The following is a 16460-nucleotide window of genomic DNA, read 5'->3' as shown; positions in this document are numbered from 1 at the left end:
CGGTCGGCGTGGTGGCCCGGGAGGTCCCCCCGGCGGCCCCGGCATGCGCCCGCCTCCAGGTTTCTTCCCGCCCCCGTTTTGATCTCGTCAGGCGGTTGCATGCGTGATGGTCGCAGGCGATGGGCAGGAGATGACTGACCACCCGCTGCTACGCCGACTGCCGAAATCCACCGACTGCTCCAATGACGAGCTGCTGGCGGGGTTTCTTGACTACGTCGCAGAGAAAAACCTGGAGCTCTACCCTGCGCAGGAAGAAGCCATCTTGGAGCTGTTTGATGATCGCAACGTGATCCTCAACACCCCCACGGGCTCGGGCAAATCGCTGGTGGCGCTGGCTCTGCATTTTCGCTCCCTCGCGAAGGGCCGCCGCTCCGTGTACACCTGCCCGATCAAGGCCCTGGTGAATGAGAAGTTTCTTTCCCTGTGCCGCGACTTTGGCCCTGACAACGTGGGCATGGCGACGGGAGATGCCACGGTGAACCGTAACGCGCCCATCCTCTGCTGCACGGCGGAGATTCTCTCAAACTACGCTCTCCGGGATGGAGCTGAGGCCCCCTTTCGCGAAGTCATCATGGATGAGTTTCACTACTACTCCGACCGCGAGCGCGGCGTGGCCTGGCAGGTGCCGCTGCTGACGATGAGCAACTCCCGCTTTCTGCTGATGTCCGCCACGATGGGTGGCTCCGATTTCTTCAAAGAGAAGATCACCAACCTGACCAAGGCCGAGACCACCGTGGTGGCTGCGTATGAGCGGCCGGTGCCGCTGGAGTTCAGCTATGCGCAGACGTCCGTGGATGTAACGCTGCAGGAGCTTGTGACGGCCAACAAAGCGCCGGTGTATTTGGTGCACTTCACACAGAACGAAGCCGCGCAGGCAGCGCAGGATTTGATGAGCCTGAACTTCTGCACCGCCGCGGAAAAGGCATTGATTAAAGAAGCGATGCAGGGCGCGAAGTTCACCAGCCCCTATGGCAAGGAAGTGAAGAAGTATCTCAGCCACGGCGTGGGCATTCATCATGCCGGGCTGCTGCCAAAGTATCGAGTGCTGGTGGAGAAACTGGCACAGCGTGGCCTGCTGAAAGTGATCTGCGGCACGGACACCCTGGGCGTCGGCGTGAATGTGCCGATCCGAACCGTGCTGCTCACCCGCTTGAGCAAGTATGGCGGCGAGAAGGTAGCCACACTGAGCGCACGTGATTTCCACCAGATCACCGGACGTGCCGGACGGCGTGGGTATGACGACGTGGGCTACGTCGTCTGCCAGGCGCCGGAGCATGTGGTGGAGAATGCGAAGATGGAGGCGAAGGCTGCCGGCGATGTGAAGAAGATGCGCAAGATGGTGAAGAAGAAAGCACCGGAGGGCTTCGTGGGCTGGAATGAAGACACCTTCAAAAAGCTGCAAAGCGCCGCACCGGAGCCGCTGATGTCGCGCTTTCAAGTCTCGCATGGCATGCTGCTTCAGGTGCTCAGCCGCAAAGGCGATGCCTGTGCCGCGATGCGTCAGCTCATTGCAGACTCGCACGAAACAACCAACGCGAAGAAACAGCACGAGAAGCGTGCCTGGGAGCTGTTTCGCGCACTGGTGCAGCGCAAAATCATCGAGATCATCCCCACCGCGCAACGCCCAGCAGACGGAACCAAGCTGAGGCTCAATGTGGAGCTGCAGGAAGATTTCTCGCTGAACTACACGCTCTCGCTTTATCTCATCGACACCCTCGCGCTCATTGATCCCGCTTCCCCAACGTACGCGGCGGACGTGATGACGCTGTGCGAATCCATTCTCGAAAACCCGGACATTATTCTGCGCCGTCAGCTTGATCAGGTGAAGGATGAGGCCATGGTGGCGATGAAGAACGAAGGCGTGCCATTTGAAGAACGCATCGCCAAGCTGGAGGAGCTGGAATACCCGAAACCCTGCCGCGACTTCATCTACAACACCTTCAACGCCTTCAGTGAGGCGCATCCATGGATTGGCCAGGAGAACATCCGCCCCAAGAGTATCGCCCGTGAGATGTTCGAGAACTTCCGCACCTTCAGCGACTACATCAACGACTACGAACTTCACCGTGCCGAAGGCGTGCTGCTGCGGCATCTCTCCGGCGTGCACAAGGTGCTGGCGCAGACCGTGCCCGAGAACTTCAAGACTGAATCCGTGCAGGAAATGGAGGCCTGGATCGCCGGGGTGCTGCGCGGCACCGACTCCAGCCTGCTGGATGAATGGGAACGCATGCGCGATCCCAACTTCAAGCCTGATGAGCAGGAGGAAAAACCCGCGGAACCCCCGGACATCACGCGCAACAAACGCGAATTCACCGCCCTCATCCGCACCGAGATCTTCCGCTTCCTGCGCCCCTTCTCCGTGGAAAACTATGCCGCTGCAGTCAGCACCGTCAGCAGCCCACTCAATGCCGAATCCCTGGCGGCTCTCATGGAGCCTTATTACGCGGAGCATGAACGCATCCGCCTCGACAACGAAGCCCGCAACGGCCGCCATACCTATGTGGAACCGAGCGAGGACAACACCTCCTGGCGCATCTGCCAGGTGCTGATCGATCCCGAAGAACTGAACGACTGGCAGGTGGAGTTCACCGTCGATCTGGCGCAGGCACGCGAGAATGGAAAGCCTTCGCTGACGCTGACAACCGTGCGGAAAATCGAGTAGCTAAAAATTGCCCTGTTCCTGTGGAACAGGAATCCTTGTGGCCCGGCAACAAGGCTACTTTTCCACCCTCACCGCCGAGTGCTTGTAGCTCGGCTGCCGACTATGAGGATCATAGGAGGCATGCGTCAGTTGGTTCACGCGGCTGTCATGCATCGGCAGAAACACCTCGCCGGGTGAGACTGTGGTGGTAAGCCGTGCTTTGACCGTGAGTTCAGCTCGCTTCGAAACGACGCGCACCATCATGCCATCACGCACGCCGAGACGGGCAGCATCCTGCGCATTGAGATCCAGCATCAACTCTTCAGGAATCATTTTCGCCAGCACTGCGGATTTGCCGGTGCGCGTCTCCGTATGCCATTGCGCGCTGGTGCCGCGCCCGGTGATCAAAATCAACGGATACTCATTGCTGCACTGTTCCGGCGCGGCTTCCGGCGCATCAAAGACAAACTTCGCGCGCTTGTCCGGAGTGAAAAACTGTCCGTCCTCAAACAAGCGGCGCTCCTTCCAGCTTGAAACTTCAAACTTTGAACTCTGTGCTCGGGTGAGCGGCCACTGCACCCCGCCGGATTTGCGCAGCATCTCATGCCCATTGATGCCCGTGATGTCACAGGGCTGGTCTTCCGTGCAGCGCTGCAGCACGCGAAAGACCGCCTCCGGACTGCTCCATGCACGAAACAAGTCATCACAACCCCAGTAATGGGCGATGAGACGGAAGATGTGAAAATCCGCCAGCGCCTGACCCGGCGCACGATGAACTTTGGGACTGTACCCGATGCGGCGCTCGCTGTTGATAAAGCAGCCCTCCTTTTCACCCCAGCCCGCCGCTGGCAGCACCAGATGCGCACGCTTCGCCGTTTCAGTCGTGCAGTACATGTCCTGCACCACCACGAAGTCGAGCTTGTCGAGAATGCGGTTGATCTCGTTTTGATCAATCCACGAATGGCTCGGATTGGTGGCCACAAACCACAGCGCCTTCACCTTGCCTTCGTCAGCCGCTTTGAGGATCTGATCATATGCCATGCTGGGCCTGTCAGGAATACGGTCCACCGGAATGCCGGTGGCGGCGGCGACTTTCTCGCGATGCCGTGGATTGCGGAAATCATGCCCGCCAAGCAGATTCGTGGTGTTGGAGAAGAGACGTGAGCCCATGGCATTGCACTGTCCTGTGATCGAATTGGCGCCGGTGCCGGGTTTGCCAATGTTCCCTGTCATCAGTGCCAGATTGATGATGGCTTGTGCGGTGCGGGTGGCTTGATGCCCTTGATTCACTCCCATCGTCCACCAGAACGAGACACGCGGTGTTCCGGAGATGATGGTCTGCGCAAAATGAACGAGGCGATGCACACTAATGCCTGTCTCCTGCGAGACGCGCGCCGGATGGAAGTCCGCGAGGAAGCGCTGAAAGTCATCAAAGCCACTGGTGTGCTGCTCCACGAAGGAGGTGTCCACGCCGCCGTCACGGATGATGAGATGGGCGAGACCGTAGAGGAGCGTGAGATCGCTTTTGGGCTTGATGGCATAATGTTGAGTGGCGGCCATGGCCGTCTCCGTGGTCCGTGGATCAACGACGATAATCTCAGGCTGGCGTTTGTTCCGCAGCACACGCTGCCACATGATGGGATGAGCGATGCATGGATTTGCACCGATGAAGACAAGCACATCGCTTTCTTCAAAATCAGCATACGTGAACGGAGGCGCATCAAAACCAAAGCTCTCCTTGTAGGCGGTAACAGCAGTGGCCATGCACTGGCGCGTATTGCCATCTCCATGGATCATGCCCATTCCAAACTTTGCCAGAGCGCCGAGGTAGGCCATCTCCTCAAACATGATCTGCCCGGTGCTGAGATAGGCGGCAGCTTCGGGCCCATGCTCATCGAGAACCCCGCGCATCTTGTCGCAGAAGTAGCGCAATGCAGTGTCCCAATCGACCTCCTTCCCATGCAGCAGCGGCATCCTGGCGCGATCCGGCGCGTCGAGCACACTTAGAGCCTCCCAGCCCTTAGGGCACGCGGCACCGAGGTTGACCGGATAGTCGGGATCTGGTGTGAGATTGACCGCTGCTCCATCCTTGAGGTGGACTTTAAGTCCGCAGCCGGTGGAGCAAAAGCCACAGACCGCTGTCGTCGTCGCATCCGGCATCAGGTGGGATGGCACCTGCCCAAGGCCAAACTTCGCGGGTTCACGCACGAGGTCAGCCGTGAGCGGGCCGGCCCATTCTCGCAAGGTCATGGCAGGCAGCTTGATGGCAGGAAGTTTCATCATGTTCAGTTCCCCGGCATTTTTGACCCTGCGGCGGCAGTGAAGAAATACAGCCTCTCCATCAACTGGCTGCCGAACGTGAGCACCAGCGACATGCTCAACATCCACCCCACCGAGGCCCCTGCGGCGATCATGACAGGGATCAACAAGCCAGTTGCAATGAGCAGCAGCCCTCGCGCTTCGATTTGCTTCGACAGGTGTTTCTGCAATACGCGCGCTGATTTGTGCCAGGCACAGTTCTCATCGACCAAGGCCCGCCGATAACCGGAAATCTCCCAAAGCGACAAACTCCAACGACACACCAGCGAGAATGTCATGGCCCACGAAGCGATGACCATGCCGGTCCAGCTCCAAACGACGGCACACAAGACGCCTCCCAGCAGCAACATCGTGCCGAGGAATTTGGTGGCGACATTCTGCATCGACCAAAACGGCCTGCGAGTGTCCACATACACCATCACCGAACACCACACGGCGAACATGGCTGCTACTGCAGTCCCCGTGACAGCCAGCCGCATCCATTCAAAATTTCCCAGCCACCAGGTCACAAAGATAGCCTGCCCGCCTGCCGGCAAAGCACCAAAGGCCATGATCTCACGTGACAGCCATGATTTGCGCCAGCCAAGAAATGCCCGCCAGGCCTTCAATGGCTGCCCCAGATGCAGCGTGCTCAAAGCCACTCCCGCCAAGCCCACAACAAGGGCTGCTGCACTGGTGATGGCAGCCTGCTGCAAGGTGATCCAGTTCATCCACATGGCAATGGCGCAACCGATGAAGCCTCCGGCGCTCATCTGCGTGAGAACCAGCATCCATGCGAGCGGACCATGCCCATGATCCAGATCCAGACGGCCCGCATCCGCAGGTCTGGCGGTTGTGGGCGCAGGCTGTGTGGAAACATAGGTCGTCGTAGGCCGTGTGTAGCTCGAATCAAAGGCCCCCGTGATGATGATGCCACGATCCGCCACCGCCTCAATTTTTACGACCTTGATTTTGATCGCTTCGTTGGGGCAGGATTGGACACAGGCAGGCGCCTCCCCTTCAGCAAGACGCCCCTGGCACATGTCACACTTGCGCACGATGCCACGCTTCAGATTGAACTTCGGCACCTCATACGGGCACTTCAAAATGCAGTAGCTGCAGCCGATGCACTGATCATCCAGATGCCGCACAATGCCGGTAACAGCATCCTTGTCATAAGCCAGCACCGGGCAGCCTTCCGCACAGGCGGGATCGACACAGTGATGACAGGCCGTGGTGACAGTTTGCAGATACGGCTGCTTCCGGGTGCCGACGAGCAAACCCATGTCGCGCCAGCTCTCCCCGTCATCGAGGCCATTCAGAGAATGGCAGGCTGCCACGCAGGCTTTGCAGCCGGTGCAGGCGTCCAGATTGACCTCAAATGCATACTGTTCACCGGGATCCGGCCTGCTCAGGGGGATGAGATGCGTGAAGCGATCACGCACTGATTTAGAATCGTATTCGTCGGAGAAAAGAGCGACAGGAGTGCGCAATGTCTGCTGCTCACGCAGTGCCGCGTCGATGATGCTGACGGCAGAGCCGCCAGCTGAGATCGAGCGCTCCAGATCGCATATCATGACTCAGAGCTGAACACCTCCTGCAGTTGACCGACCGTGTGCCGATTGCAGAAAGCATGAAAAGTTTCCTCTGCGCTGCGCTTGTCCAGATAGCCTTTGAGCATCGCCTCCAAAGTGGAACCGAGAGATTCGAAGGCCACGCCACTGAAGATCTGGCGGCCTATCTTGCGGTTCTCGCCGAAGCCGCCACCCACCGTGATGTGATAGCCCTCACCGCTTTCGGATTTCACCTTGGTGCCGAGCAGCCCGATGTCACCCATGAAATGCTGGGCGCAGGAGTGTGCGCAGCCGGTGAAGTGAATGTTCACGGGCTTGTCCAGCTTCACCCGCTTGTCGAGATACTCCATCATGGAGATGGCGTGCCCCTTGGTATCGGTGGCAGCAAACTTGCAGTACTTGTTGCCGGTGCAGGCTACAAAGCCGCTTTTGAGATTCGACTGCTCGCTGGGAAAGCCAAGCTTCTTCAGCGACTTTGCCACCGTGGCAGCGTAGGCCGCCTTGATGTTCGGAATGATGAAGTTCTGCCAGACCGTGAGCCGGATCTCACCAGAGCCATAACTGTCAGCCAGATCTGCAATGCGGTCGAGCTGCTTGGCGGTCATCTGCCCCACGGGAACGCTGGCACCGATGTAAACCAAGCCCTCCTGTTTCTGCGGAAACATGCCAACGTGTGAATGCCCCTGCTGGGAGAACTCGCGTTTAGCCTGGCACGGTGCCGTCGGCGCAAGGCGGGTGAGTTTGAACTTCAGCAGCTTCTCAGCTTCGGCCAGCACACCATCCAGGCCCTTGTCTTCAATGACATATTTGAAACGCGCCTTCTTGCGGTTCGTACGGTCGCCGAACTGAATGAAGACTCGCAGCAGCGCGACCATGACATCATTGAGCTGTTCCGGCTTCACAATGACACCCCAGTCACTGGCAAAGGTCTGATGTCCTGTGACGCCACCCAAAGCGATGCGGAAGTAAACTCCGGGCTCGATGCCTTCACTGTTCTCGCCGATCTTCACGGCACTGGCACCGATGTCATTGGTGTCCTCCACCGCCGAGATAAGGCCACCGCCATCATAGGCGATGTTAAATTTGCGTGGCAGATCGTAGAATTCTTTGGAAGCAATGATGAGCGTGGCGAGTTCGTTCACCAGCGGGCGCACATCGATGAGTTCATGCGGATCATAACCCGCACATGGGTTCATCGTGATGTTGCGAATATTGTCCGCTCCAGCACCTTTGGAGTGCAGGCCGCAGCCCTGGATGCGGCGCAGCACTTCGGGGCAGTTCTTCGGCTCGATGAGGCGGATCTGAAAATTGTTCCGCGTGGTGATCTGAATGTAACCCGTGGTGAGCTCACGAGCGATGGCAGCAAGCTCCCGCAACTGATAGCTCTTCACGATGCCGCCGGGAATCCGCAGCCGGCACATGTAGCCGTCTTTGACGGGATTCAGCCAGAAGAGTCCGTTCCACTTGTAGCGAAACACCGACTCAGGCTCGGGTTTGGAATTCCACCGTGCATCCATGACGAGCTGCTCGATGGCATCAAAGGGATGCAGCTCACGTTTGATGCGCTCCTCCTTGGTCAGATCATCCAACGCGGGTCCGGCAGGTGCAGCAGCCGGTGCTGGTGCCAGATCACCAAAGGAGACTCCGCCTGCAGCAATGCCGGCAAAAAATCCTTCGAGATAGCGCTTCTGCTCACCGGAAAAATCGGTGTTCATCGGGAGCACAGCGGGAAGTGGTTCAATAGACATCGCGGGCATAGCGTTTCTCCTTTTTCATTTGGTTGACGTAGGCAGCGGCCTCCTCGGTCGTCTTGCCACCGGCGGTTTGAATGATGCTGTGCAGCGCATCATCGACATCTTTGGCCATGCGTTTGGCATCACCACACACATAGAAGTGCGCCCCCTCCTCCAGCCACTGCCAGAGTTCTGTGGCGGCCTGCAGCATGCGTGTTTGCACGTAGATCTTTTCTTCCTGATCGCGGCTGAAGGCGGTGTCCAGCCGTGTGAGGTGTCCTTTTTGCACCCACTCAATGATCTGGTCGTGGTAGAGGAAGTCGCTGGCGCGCTTTTGATCGCCAAAGAACAGCCAGTTTTTCCCCGAAGCCTGTGTCGCTTCACGCTCTTCGAGGAAGGCACGGAACGGAGCGATGCCGGTGCCCGGGCCGACCATGATGACGGGCCTTGTGAGATCCGCAGGCAGGCGAAAATGGTTCGCTGCGTGGAAGTAGATGCCCGTGGTCTCCTCGAGTGGCAGACGATCCGCAAGGAACGTGGAAGCCACCCCCTTGTGAGAGACCCCATCGCTGCTGTAGCGGACCGCTGCGACGCAGAGATGGACTTCATTCTCATGCTTCTTGATGCTCGAAGCGATGGAGTAAAGGCGAGGCTGCAGCTTGCGCAGATTTTCCACGAACGCCGTGAGAGTCAGACTGGCTTCAGGCCCTTTTCCGTAGAGGTTTCTCACTTCGTAGTGCTTGATGAGCGCCTCCCGTAACGGTACGCTGCCACCGTCAGGCAGAGCCACCACCGCCTGCGGATCAAAGGCGTGCGCAGCGATGACCGCATCCACCACTTCAGGGCAGTTTTGTACGAACACGCCCAGTGCGTCTCCGACCTCGTAGGTCAGATCGCTGCCGGTGAGCGAGAAAGCAATGTGTCGGGTGTCCTTGCTGCTGCCCCGGGTATTCAAAGGCACGTTGGCGATGAGCTTGGCTGGGAACGGCTTCTTTTTGCTATAGCCTGTCTCTTCTACCTCTGCTGCACCAACGACTGCGGCAGATGTCGCTGCGGAATCTCCGCTCAAAACGGTGAAAGCATTGGCACTCCACTTCTTCGCGAGGTCGTCGAACTCCACGTCGCAATCAACCCGGTCCACAATGCGCTTCGCGCCGAGTTCGGCGAGGCGTGTGTCGAGCTTCTTGCCAGCCAGGCAAAAGGTATCGCCGTAGTTTTTGTCCCCCAGTGCCAGAATGCTGTATTGCACGCCATCCAGCTTTGGGCTGCTGCCGTTTTGATTGAGGCTGTCCCAGAAGGACACGGCATTGTCGGGCATGTCCCCTTCCCCCCAGGTGCTGGTGATGAGAAGGACGTTTTGTTCTTTGACAAGGTCGGCGGGTTGCAGCGAGTCGAGGCCTGCAGCGCGCGCTGCAAAACCCCGACCCGCTGCTTCCCTGGCCAGCCGCTTGGCCAAACTTTCCGCATTACCGCTCTGACTGCCGAAGGCGATGAGCAAGGGTCGTTTTGTTTCCGCAGGTGCTGCACCACTGGCCGCAGCGCCACGATTGAGGACTCCAGCAAGGAACCCATTCAACCAGGCACGCTGCTCCACACTGAAGGGTGCATTTTCGGGAATGAGAGGAACGATTTTCATCTGTCAGAGCGGCTTGAGAATAATTGAAATTAGAAATCGATCTGCACCTGCACGTAGCCGAACTGGGCATTGCTCGCCGCGCCGGTCTGCTTCAGGTAATCACCAGCGATGAAGTAGCTGTAGCCGGTCAGAAACGCGACGTGAGGGTTGAGTTTGTAGCTCATCGTGATGTCAAATTCCTGGCCACGGAAGCTACTGGCGTTGTTGGCGGCGGTGCTGAGAGGGCGAACTTTGGTGGCACCATTGGCGCGATACCACGCGTCGGCATTGTTGGCGTTCCAGTAGAGGTGGTAGTCCAGCATCACCTTCATCTTGGGCGTCGGCATGAAGCTGAAATTCACCTGGGGGTTGTGCACATTCATCCAGGCCGTGGTATCCATGTAGCCGTAGAACAGATGGTTCGTCGGATACAGGTTCTGGAAGGTGCCGATCTTGCCGTCGTTCGGATCACCATCGCCGCTGGCATAATTGTATTGCAGGCCAAAACGTGGCTTCCATGCGTGTTTCAACCAGTTGTAACCTGCTCCCCAGTGGCCGGCGTAGGCGGTGAGAGAACGACCGCCCACCTTGCCGGTTTGGAAGTCCATCTCGGTGTCATAGTCAAAGCCGTTCAGCTTCTTCGGATCGCCTTTCCACAGCGTGCCAAGAGTGACAAAGCTCGTTGAGCCAGTCGGTGCGCCGAAGTTTGCCGTGCCGTCATCCCGATTGTGAAACACATAGAAATCCGTGGTGGTGTTGAAGGGCACAAAGAGCGTGCTCAGGTAGATCCCGCTCATGAAAGCATTGCGGTGATCTGCCTGGTCAAGGAGGTCCGACTTGTTCCACTTGTTGTTGGCAAAGTTCACCGGGCTGGCGGTGAAGAGATCAAGAGACCACTTGCTCGCGGTGTAGCGAAACTTAAAGGCGTCAAAAGTGCGTGCCTGATTGGCCCATTCCAGCGGCCCCAGGAGACGCTGATCGCCATAGGACAGGAACTGGCGGCCGAGGACGGAACTGAATCCCTTTTTGAGATTGCCGATCTGGATGTAGGCCTTGAGGACATCAAAGACATCATCGCCTTCAGCGCCGTTCACTCCGATCTGGCGCGCCCGGCTGCCGCCGATTTCACGCACGTCCTGCCCTTGGACATAGAGCTTGAGCCATGGATTCAAATCATACCCAAGCCCCAGACGAAAACGCTGGAGCAGCCAGGCAGCGTCCTGCGGACTGTTGACTGCGCTGTTGAAGTCAAAGTTATTGTCTCGGATTTCGTAGCGCATCTTTTCCTGCACATCGACTGTCAGCTTGCCCATTTTCATGGGAGCGTAGGTGGGCGGAGGAGGAGCCAGCGTGAAGCCGGGGACAGGCGCTGGGGCGGGAGCCGTGGTTTTCGGAGCGGGAGTTTGGGCGAGTGCGAGCGATGAAGTCGCGAGCAAAAGCGTGAGTAGCCTTTTCATGTGGGTATGGGAGGGGTGCGTTGTTAATTCGGCTAAGCGGCGGCTGCAGGGAAAGGGGCGGCATGGGTGGCCAGTTCGGCGGCCATGTCTGGAGACGGGACAAACTTCGGATCGCGGCTGGGGCGGATGTGTGATTTGTCGTTGAGGAAGGTGATGAGGCGCTCGCGCAGCTCGTAATAGCGCGGATCTTCCATGATCTGTTTGCGGTTGCGTGGGCGTTCGAAGGGGATCTGTAAGATGTCGCCAACTTCCGCCTCGGGTCCGTCCGTCATCATCACGACGCGGTCAGAGAGGAAGATGGCCTCATCCACATCATGCGTGACCATCAGCGTGGTGATGCGGTTGCGGCGCCACAGTTCCAAAAGCACCTCCTGCAACTCATAACGAGTGAGCGAATCCAGCATGCCAAAGGGCTCGTCGAGCAGCAGCATCTTGGGCTGCAGGGCAAATGCGCGCGCAATGCCCACACGCTGGCGCATCCCCTGGGAGAGTTCACCGGGATGCTTGTGCATCGCATCGCCAAGCCCCACGATGGTGAGGTAATACTCCGCCATCTGCCGACGCTCCAATTTGCTGGCGGTGAAGTACACCTGGTCCACACCGAGCATGACGTTTTCAAAGGCCGTCATCCATGGCAGCAGGCAGGGCGACTGAAACACGATGCCACGATCTGGACCGGGACCGCTGGCTTCACGACCGGCAAGGATCATGTTTCCCTGGCTGGGATCGCTCAGGCCTGCTACCATCATAAGCACGGTGCTCTTGCCGCAGCCACTGTGACCGATGAGCGTGGCAAATTCGCCCTCCTTCAGTTTGAGATTGAAGTCTTTGACGATCGTCATCGGCCCCTTCGGGGTGTCGTAGGTCTTCCACAGACGATCCAGTTCGAGCATGGGGAGGATCGCGCTCATGCTACCACCTCCACTTCTTCACGCTTGTTGTCGCTGCGGCGCTTCGGCCCGGTGCGATTGAGGAACTGCAGCGAGTTGGTGTAGGTGAGGTCTTCGGGCAGGATATCAGGCAGGCTGATTTGCACTGAAGACTTCACTTTGTTGCGGCCTTTGGCGTCCAGCAGCGTGCAGATGAGTTCGGCGCGCAGTTTTTTGAATTTGGGATCGTGATTGATCGCCTTGCGATCACGCGGCCGCTCAATGTCCACGATCATGGTCTCACCGAGTGTCGCGGGCGATGTAGGCAGCAAGGGAATCACCTTGTCAGCCACCAGGATGGCTTCGTCGGGGTCATTGGTGATCCAGATGACCGTCGTTTTATTCTGCATCCAGATGTCGCTGATCTCATCTTGAAGCTGGGCGCGTGTGAGAGCATCGAGTGCGCTCAGGGGCTCGTCCATGAGCAGCACCTTCGGGTTCATGGCGAGCGTGCGAGCCACTGAGACGCGCTGGCGCATGCCGCCGGAAAGCTCCTTGGGCAGCTTGTGTGCCGCATGGCTGAGTTTCACCATGGCGATGTGTTTCGCGATGTGCTCTTTGCGCTGCTCAGGAGTCCAGTCCTTGAAGACCTCATCGACGGCGAGCGCAATGTTCTCCTCCACTGTCAGCCAGGGCAACAGAGAGTAATTTTGGAAAACCAGGCCACGATCTGGCCCCGGCTCTGTGATCACCTTCCCCTCAATGAGGGCCGTTCCTGTGTCAGGTTTGACCAGGCCGGAGAGCAGATTGATCAAGGTCGATTTACCCGAACCCGAATACCCAACGATGACGACGAACTCGCCTTCCTCGACGGAGAGATTGATGTTCTTGAGAACCTCCGTGCGGCTGCCCGGAAGCCCAAAGCCTTTGGAGGCACCTTTGATTTCGATAAGCGGCATATCTGGATCAGAGTTGAGGGTTAAGCGGTTTTGAACCGCGATTCGACGACGCTCATCAGGCGATCGAGCACGTAGCCGACGACGCCGATGGTGAGGATGCAGAGAATGATGTGGGCGTAACTGTTGGCGTTGTATTGCTGCCAGAGGAAGCCTCCCACACCGGGTGTGCCGGTGAGCATTTCCACCGCCACGATCACAAGCCAGGCGATGCCGAGGCTCAGGCGGAAGCCCGTAAACATGTATGGCAACGTGGCAGGAACCAGGACCTTCCAAAGCGTCTTTGATTTGGAGAGCTTGAGCACCTTGGCAACATTCAGGTAATCCTGCGGCACAGCACGCACGCCGACGGCGGTGTTCATCACCGTGGGCCACATCGCACAGATGGCGATGGTGAAAAGTGCTGCAGCATCAGAGGCACCAAAGGTCGTGCGCCCCTCACCATTCACAAACTTCACCCCGCTGAAGAGAATCATTCCCAGTGGCAGCCAAGCCAGCGGTGAGACCGGCCGCAACACTTGAATGATGGGATCAAAGGCTGTGGCAAACTTCTTCGAAAGACCGAGGCAGAAGCCAATCGGCGTACCAATAACGAGGGCAATGAAGTAGCCCTGCACCACGAGAACCAGAGACATCCAGGTGAAACGCAAGATGCCCTGATCCAACTCTCCACGCTTGGCAAACGGCTCCGTGATGTAGAGCTTGCTTGCCGTCCATGTCTCGACCGGAGTCGGGAGATCGGCGGATAGGCCCGCGCGTTTCGTGACTTTGATCTTGTCACCGAAGTCATCGATTTTTTCAGTGATGACAGACTTTCCGGCAATGAGATACCAGAGAAAACAGCAGACCAAGATCGCGCCGAGCGGCAGGATGATGGAGTCGAGTTTGAAGCGTTGGATCAGGTGCATAATGCGGCTATGCGGTCTGGGGTTAAGCTTTGAGCGTTTTCACCGCGAATGATGCGGCATAGGCTTCGAGGTCGGTCTTCGGATCGAAGGTGACGCCGTCGAAAAGCGTTTCGGGTTTTTCATCGGCACCACCATGAGTGTAGCCGATTTCCTTCCTGGCCTCTTCGTAGATGTCAGAGCGCATGACCTGCTTGGCGACGCCTTCGTAGTCAGGAGCACCGTCCACAAAGCCCCAGCGGCGGAGCTGAGTGAGCCACCACTTGGCGTACTTGGCCTGCGGGTAGTTGCAGTTGCGATCACTGAAGATCATGTAGTTCGGGTCCTTGAATTTGCGACCGTCACCCATGTTGTACTTGCCTTGCAGACGCCCCAGGATGGCCTCGGGCGGGCAGTTGATGTAGGTCGCAGCGCTGACGATGTTCGCCTGCTCTTCGCGGTTCTCCATCTTGTCGAGCCAGACACTGGACTCATGCAGCGCCTTGAGCACCGCTTTGACGGTCTTCGGATTTTTCGCCGCGTATTCCTCCGTAAAAGCACAGACTTTTTCTGGATGATCTTTCCACATGCCCTGCGTGGCGATGGAGGTGTAGCCAATGTCCTCGGCGATGGTCTTCGCGTTCCAGGGTTCCCCCACGCAGAAGCCGTCCATCTTGCCGACCTTCATGTTAGCCACCATCTGAGGCGGCGGCACAGTGATCAGGGAAACATCTGCTCCAGCGCCTGCAGCATCGCCGGGATTGATGCCGCCTGCGGCAAGGTAATAGCGCATCCACATCGCATGTGTTCCCGGTGGGAACGTCATCGCAAAGGTGAGAGGATTACCTTTGGCCTTGGCCTCATCCACGAAAGGCTTCAGCGCCTTTGGATCGTCTGCCACTTTGCCCTTGAAAGTGTTGGCAAGCGTGATGGCCTGGCCATTGCGGTTGATGATCCACGGCACGATCATTGCCTTTTTTGGCGCGCCGCCGAGGCCCATTGTGCTGGCAATCGGCATGCCGAGCAGCATGTGCGTGGCCTGGATGTCGCCATTGTTCAATGAATCACGGATCGCCGCCCAGCTGGCGCCTTTGCTGACGGTGGAATTGATGCCGTATTTTTTGAACAGTCCTTTTTCGTGAGCCACGACGATGCTGGAACAATCGGTGAGAGCGATCATGCCAAACTTCATGTCGGGTGACTCGGGAGAATCATCGGCATAGGCGGAGCCGATCCAGCCCTGAGGCAGACCGGAGAAAAGAGCACCGAGACCGGCGGTGGTGCCGGTGCGCAGAATGGAACGACGGGTGAGTGGAGTGGTGGGATTCATGCTTGAGCGAGTTTGGAGCGTTTGTTGGATTTGGCGGGGGTGCGGGCGGCAGCTTTGGCTTTGGGAAATTGGAGTTCGGCAGTCCACGCTTCGAGCAATGCGGTGGCGGCGTCTGTGTATTGACTGCTGGTCAGCAGACCGTGTGCGATGAACTGATCGAGCAGCCAGCGTCCGCGCTCACTCACCGGCAGGTTGGCGTCACGACGGTGGAAGATGTGGAAATCTGTGACTGCCACGGATTTGTCGAAGCCGAGATCCAGCGGGCCGACCAGCGAGCGTTTCAGGATCTTCTCAGAACCGGAGAAGTAGCCGCTGTCAGCAAGAACACGTGCAACCTCGGGGCGATTTTCCTTGGCATCACAAAACTCGCAGGCCTCTTTCAAGGCGTTGATGATCGCCTGGAACTCTGCAGCATGGGCACCTACAAATCGCTCGGTGGTGAGCAGGACTTTTTCAGGGTGCTCAGGGGCGAGCTGTTCACTGGTGGCAGCGATCCAGCCGATGCCTTGATCCACAGCGTAAGAGTTCCAAGGTTCACCGACGCAGTAACCATCAATGAGACCTGCCGCCAGGCTGGAAGCCATCTGCGTGGGCGGCAGCGCGACGATGCGCACGTCTTTTTCGACATCAATGCCGCCTGCCTGCAGCCACTTACGCAGGAGAAAATTGTGGGAGGAATAGCGGGACACCATGGCAAAGGTGAAGCGGCGGCTGAAGGCGCTGCGGATGAGCTTTTTCAAGCTGGTGGCATCACGCACGCCACGGTTCCACAGATCCCGGCTGAGGGTGATGGCATTGCCATGCAAATTGAAGACGAAAGGAGCGACCACCCGACATGGCGGACCGCTGATCCCGAGACGCATGGCCAGCGCCAGACCAGCAATGGCGTGCACTGCATCCAGCTGACCGTAGAGCAGTTTTTCCCGGATGGTGGCCCAGCCAACCTCACAGCTCAGCTCGACATGCACACCATGCTTGCGGAACAGATCCATCTTCCTGGCCACCAGCAATGGGGCGCAGTCAACCAAGGGAATGAACCCGATGCGGACTGGTTGAACGACCCCGGCTAATGTGGATTTTCGGACTGTGGAGAGCTTCTGCAT

General features: G+C 58.1%; 11 protein-coding genes. 1 reads left to right on the top strand and 10 read right to left on the bottom strand.

The features are described 5' to 3' along the window. Positions 1-130 precede the first annotated feature (130 nt). On the top strand, positions 131-2662 hold the full coding sequence (locus tag WAW39_RS08315; protein ID WP_422317687.1) for a DEAD/DEAH box helicase: 2532 nt from the start codon (positions 131-133) through the stop codon (positions 2660-2662). Positions 2663-2716: 54 nt separating this feature from the next. Here the strand turns inward: WAW39_RS08315 and WAW39_RS08310 are convergent, their stop codons facing one another. The 10 genes from WAW39_RS08310 to WAW39_RS08265 all read right to left on the bottom strand — a co-directional run. Continuing rightward, positions 2717-4924, bottom strand: a complete 2208-nt coding sequence (locus tag WAW39_RS08310) for a molybdopterin oxidoreductase family protein (protein WP_422317685.1) — start codon at positions 4922-4924, stop codon at positions 2717-2719. 2 nt (positions 4925-4926) lie between these two features. Further along, positions 4927-6516 carry a DmsC/YnfH family molybdoenzyme membrane anchor subunit gene (locus WAW39_RS08305; protein ID WP_422317683.1) on the bottom strand — a complete coding sequence of 530 codons (1590 nt, stop codon included), beginning with the start codon at positions 6514-6516 and terminating at the stop codon, positions 4927-4929. Beyond that, positions 6513-8228 (bottom strand): NirA family protein, encoded by a 1716-nt coding sequence (locus WAW39_RS08300; RefSeq protein ID WP_422317681.1) that lies wholly within the window; start codon positions 8226-8228, stop codon positions 6513-6515. Before WAW39_RS08300 ends, WAW39_RS08305 begins: the two co-directional genes overlap by 4 nt. 22 nt (positions 8229-8250) lie before the next feature. Beyond that, positions 8251-9882, bottom strand: coding sequence for a diflavin oxidoreductase (locus WAW39_RS08295; RefSeq protein WP_422317679.1), 1632 nt, complete (start codon positions 9880-9882; stop codon positions 8251-8253). Between the two features lie 29 nt (positions 9883-9911). Further along, a complete protein-coding gene (locus WAW39_RS08290; RefSeq protein WP_422317677.1) occupies positions 9912-11318 on the bottom strand; it encodes an alginate export family protein in 1407 nt (468 codons plus the stop codon). 32 nt (positions 11319-11350) lie between these two features. Beyond that, positions 11351-12229: an ABC transporter ATP-binding protein gene (locus tag WAW39_RS08285; protein ID WP_422317675.1), complete on the bottom strand. Its 879-nt coding sequence runs from the start codon at positions 12227-12229 to the stop codon at positions 11351-11353. Next, positions 12226-13146: an ABC transporter ATP-binding protein gene (locus WAW39_RS08280; RefSeq protein ID WP_422317673.1), complete on the bottom strand. Its 921-nt coding sequence runs from the start codon at positions 13144-13146 to the stop codon at positions 12226-12228. The genes WAW39_RS08285 and WAW39_RS08280 overlap by 4 nt, the downstream gene beginning before the upstream one ends. A 20-nt stretch (positions 13147-13166) precedes the next feature. After that, on the bottom strand, positions 13167-14051 hold the full coding sequence (gene ntrB / locus WAW39_RS08275; RefSeq protein WP_422317671.1) for a nitrate ABC transporter permease: 885 nt from the start codon (positions 14049-14051) through the stop codon (positions 13167-13169). Between the two features lie 22 nt (positions 14052-14073). Next, positions 14074-15357: a CmpA/NrtA family ABC transporter substrate-binding protein gene (locus WAW39_RS08270; protein ID WP_422317669.1), complete on the bottom strand. Its 1284-nt coding sequence runs from the start codon at positions 15355-15357 to the stop codon at positions 14074-14076. Then, positions 15354-16460: CmpA/NrtA family ABC transporter substrate-binding protein (locus WAW39_RS08265; protein WP_422317667.1), on the bottom strand; the 1107-nt coding region annotated here is incomplete at its 5' end. The genes WAW39_RS08265 and WAW39_RS08270, both read right to left, overlap by 4 nt.

Origin of the sequence: Prosthecobacter sp., from assembly GCF_049294395.1 — a bacterium.
Lineage (GTDB): Bacteria > Verrucomicrobiota > Verrucomicrobiia > Verrucomicrobiales > Verrucomicrobiaceae > Prosthecobacter.
Note: the sequence above shows the minus strand (reverse complement) of the source record. Positions and strands in the feature narration are given on the sequence as shown.

Excerpts from the sequence above, each read along its gene's own strand:
- ntrB (WP_422317671.1), bottom strand. The coding sequence starts at position 14,051 with ATGCACCTGATCCAACGCTTCAAACTCGACTCCATCATCCTGCCGCTC.
- WAW39_RS08285 (WP_422317675.1), bottom strand. The coding sequence starts at position 12,229 with ATGAGCGCGATCCTCCCCATGCTCGAACTGGATCGTCTGTGGAAGACC.
- WAW39_RS08315 (WP_422317687.1), top strand. The coding sequence starts at position 131 with ATGACTGACCACCCGCTGCTACGCCGACTGCCGAAATCCACCGACTGC.
- WAW39_RS08280 (WP_422317673.1), bottom strand. The coding sequence starts at position 13,146 with ATGCCGCTTATCGAAATCAAAGGTGCCTCCAAAGGCTTTGGGCTTCCG.
- WAW39_RS08300 (WP_422317681.1), bottom strand. The coding sequence starts at position 8,228 with ATGAACACCGATTTTTCCGGTGAGCAGAAGCGCTATCTCGAAGGATTT.
- WAW39_RS08310 (WP_422317685.1), bottom strand. The coding sequence starts at position 4,924 with ATGATGAAACTTCCTGCCATCAAGCTGCCTGCCATGACCTTGCGAGAA.
- WAW39_RS08295 (WP_422317679.1), bottom strand. The coding sequence starts at position 9,882 with ATGAAAATCGTTCCTCTCATTCCCGAAAATGCACCCTTCAGTGTGGAG.
- WAW39_RS08305 (WP_422317683.1), bottom strand. The coding sequence starts at position 6,516 with ATGATATGCGATCTGGAGCGCTCGATCTCAGCTGGCGGCTCTGCCGTC.
- WAW39_RS08290 (WP_422317677.1), bottom strand. The coding sequence starts at position 11,318 with ATGAAAAGGCTACTCACGCTTTTGCTCGCGACTTCATCGCTCGCACTC.
- WAW39_RS08270 (WP_422317669.1), bottom strand. The coding sequence starts at position 15,357 with ATGAATCCCACCACTCCACTCACCCGTCGTTCCATTCTGCGCACCGGC.